Origin of the sequence: uncultured Romboutsia sp. (assembly GCF_958366745.1) — a bacterium.
In the GTDB taxonomy this organism is placed as follows: domain Bacteria; phylum Bacillota; class Clostridia; order Peptostreptococcales; family Peptostreptococcaceae; genus Romboutsia; species Romboutsia timonensis.
Genome location: NZ_CATXCO010000271.1, coordinates 1 through 2,810 on the forward strand (window position 1 = coordinate 1; position 2,810 = coordinate 2,810).

3 protein-coding genes are annotated in these 2,810 nt (G+C 26.7%); all 3 read right to left on the reverse strand.

The genetic code is table 11. The annotated features are described in order from the left end of the window. Nucleotides 1-351: rRNA maturation RNase YbeY (ybeY, locus tag Q5F54_RS12545; protein ID WP_302334536.1), on the reverse strand; the 351-nt coding region annotated here is incomplete at its 3' end. A 22-nt stretch (nt 352-373) separates the two neighbouring features. Continuing rightward, nucleotides 374-1,375, reverse strand: coding sequence for a PhoH family protein (locus tag Q5F54_RS12550; protein ID WP_071121208.1), 1,002 nt, complete (start codon nt 1,373-1,375; stop codon nt 374-376). A gap of 33 nt (nt 1,376-1,408) precedes the next feature. After that, complete coding sequence (gene yqfD / locus Q5F54_RS12555) at nt 1,409-2,701, reverse strand: sporulation protein YqfD (protein ID WP_302334537.1); 1,293 nt, start codon at nt 2,699-2,701, stop codon at nt 1,409-1,411. Nucleotides 2,702-2,810 lie beyond the last annotated feature (109 nt).

Sequence of the window (2,810 nt, forward strand, 5' to 3'; positions counted from 1 at the left end):
ATGGCAAACTAAAAAACATACTTCTCTTTCAAAACTATGATTATATTCTTTACTTTGCTCAAATGCTCTTTCTAAAGATATTACTATATCACCTAGTGATTCTTCCTCTAATTCTATATCAAAATCATCACTTAACATAGGAAATGATAATACATCTGTAGGTCTATCTATCCCTCTAAACTGTTTATTTAATTCATGTATTTCTTTATTATCTACAAAAGATAAACTTACCTCATAATCATCATCATATCCTTCATAATCTAGACATTCAATTATTATATCTTTTATTTTTTCTATTAATTCCTCGCTTACATTTAGCTTATCTTGTCTGTCATCTATTATAAGTTCCATTGTTTCACCTTTTTTCCTTTGTTTATTTTTTCTTAGTATTTTTTTCTTTGTGCTTAGTTTTTATTTCTTCTTGCTTTTTATCATATTTATCATAAGCTACTATAATTCTTTGAACTAAAGCATGTCTAACAACATCCCTCTCAGTTAAATTTATACTTCCTATTCCTTCTACACCTTTTAGTACATCTCTAGCATGAAGTAGACCACTTTTCTTATTATCAGGTAAATCAGTTTGAGTTAAATCTCCAGTTACCACTGCCTTAGATCCAAACCCTAATCTAGTTAAAAACATCTTCATTTGTTCTCTAGTTGTATTTTGAGCTTCATCTAATATAATAAATGCATTATCTAGAGTTCTACCTCTCATAAATGCAAGTGGAGCTACTTCTATCAATCCTCTTTCTAGATATTTATTAAATTTATCTGCGCCTAACATATCAAATAATGCGTCATATAATGGTCTTAAATAAGGGTCTACTTTATCCTTTAAATCTCCTGGTAAAAAACCTAGGTTTTCTCCAGCTTCAACTGCTGGTCTTGTAAGTATTATTCTACTAACCTCATCTCTTTTAAATGCCTTTACAGCCATAGCTACAGCTAAATATGTTTTACCTGTACCAGCTGGACCTATACCAAAAGTTATATCATTATTTTTTATTAAGTTTATGTATTCTTTTTGACCTAAAGTTTTAGGCTGAACTGCTTTTCCCTTTTGAGTTAAAACAATTGTATCTTCTAATTCCTTTATTCTTTCTTCACTTCCTTCAAGCAATAAAGATAATGAGTAAGAAATACTTTGTTTATCTAGATTTTTACCATTTGATACACTTTGATGAAGTTCAGTCATAAGTTTCAACGCTTGATTGACATTTTTTTCCTCTCCCATTAAAACTATATTTCCTTCTCTTAAAATAACATCAATCTTTAATGTATCTTCTATTAGTTTGATATTTTCATCAAAATTGCCAAATAACTCTCTTTCAAATGTTTCTTCTTTAACTATAAAATTCTTTTGTACTATCAATTGTATAGTCCTCCTTAGTTAAAATAATAATTATCAATTCGTATTTTGATCCTTATTATCATCTTCTTTATTATTAGTATTTTCAAATTCATTTCTAATATCATTTATAGGTCTTTTTTCTGGATTAGATGGTACCACTTCTTCGCCTTCTTTATGAGTATTTTGCTCTCTAATCATATTCTCAGCTTCTGCTTTGCTAAGAGAATATACATTTGCTATATTTTCAGATGTTTGTACAGTTATTGTATATTCTAACATGTTTTTATTAACTTTATAATCATGTTTAGAATCTACTATTCGTGCAGATGCTGGAATTATATAATCTAACTCTTTTAAAGTTTTTTCTTTTAATTCTTTCTTTACTTGTTCTTTATCTTTTTCTATTTTTTTATCTTCAGTTTCATAGAAAGTACTTACCTTTAATTTTAATGGAAATGTATAATTTCCTAAAGATAATTTATATTCTTGATTTTCAATAACATAATCATTATACTTAATATTTCTTCTTATAGTATATTTATTATCATAAAAGCTTAGAGTATATACATTTTTTTTTTTTTTTTTCTTTTCTTTTACTACTTCTTCATAACTTGCACTCTTAGAAGCTTCATAAAATGTAGTAGCCCATACCTCTGGTATTGATTTATTATTAGATCCATTTATTAAAACGTCTCCTTTTCTAACTATATCACCTTTTTGAACTACAGAATTTCCACTTCTTGCTATTACCTTTTCTATTATACCATCTTTCTTAGCAATTATATTACAATAATTTGACTGTTCTACAGATTTTAATGTTTCTGCTTTTTTAGTTACTGTTACAAATATATTTGTCCCCTTAACATTTATAGATAAATACGCCACATCATTAAACTTTAGCATTATATGGTCTCTTATTTCTTTTCTATCTATACTTTTTTTATAAACTCCTGGCTTTAATCCTACCTGATATAGCTCTTTTCTAATATCTTCTTTTTTTATTCCCTCTGGTACTTGTATATATATATCTGTTACAAATTGAGATGTCATAATAAGTAAGAATAAAGATATAACTCCACATATCCACATTCCTTTATTCTTGTATATTCTCTTTAATATAAATGGTAGTCCTGTGCTTTGTTTTATTTTTACTTGAAAATTACTACCTCTATATACATTTTTAAATGCTTTAATATCTTCTCTATCTAAATTAAACTCAATCTTTGTACTACTTATTTTCTTTACATTATATACTTTTATACCATTTCTCATTAAATGATTTAAAAATCTTTCTACCGAAACACCTTCTACCGTTATAACATAGTATCCTCTTATATAACTTATCACTTGTATATCCCCCTAATCTACATACTCAATACTGTATATAACTCCTTTTATACCAATTTCACCCTCTGTAATGTACTTTAATAAAAGCTTATCTCCTAATATTTTTATT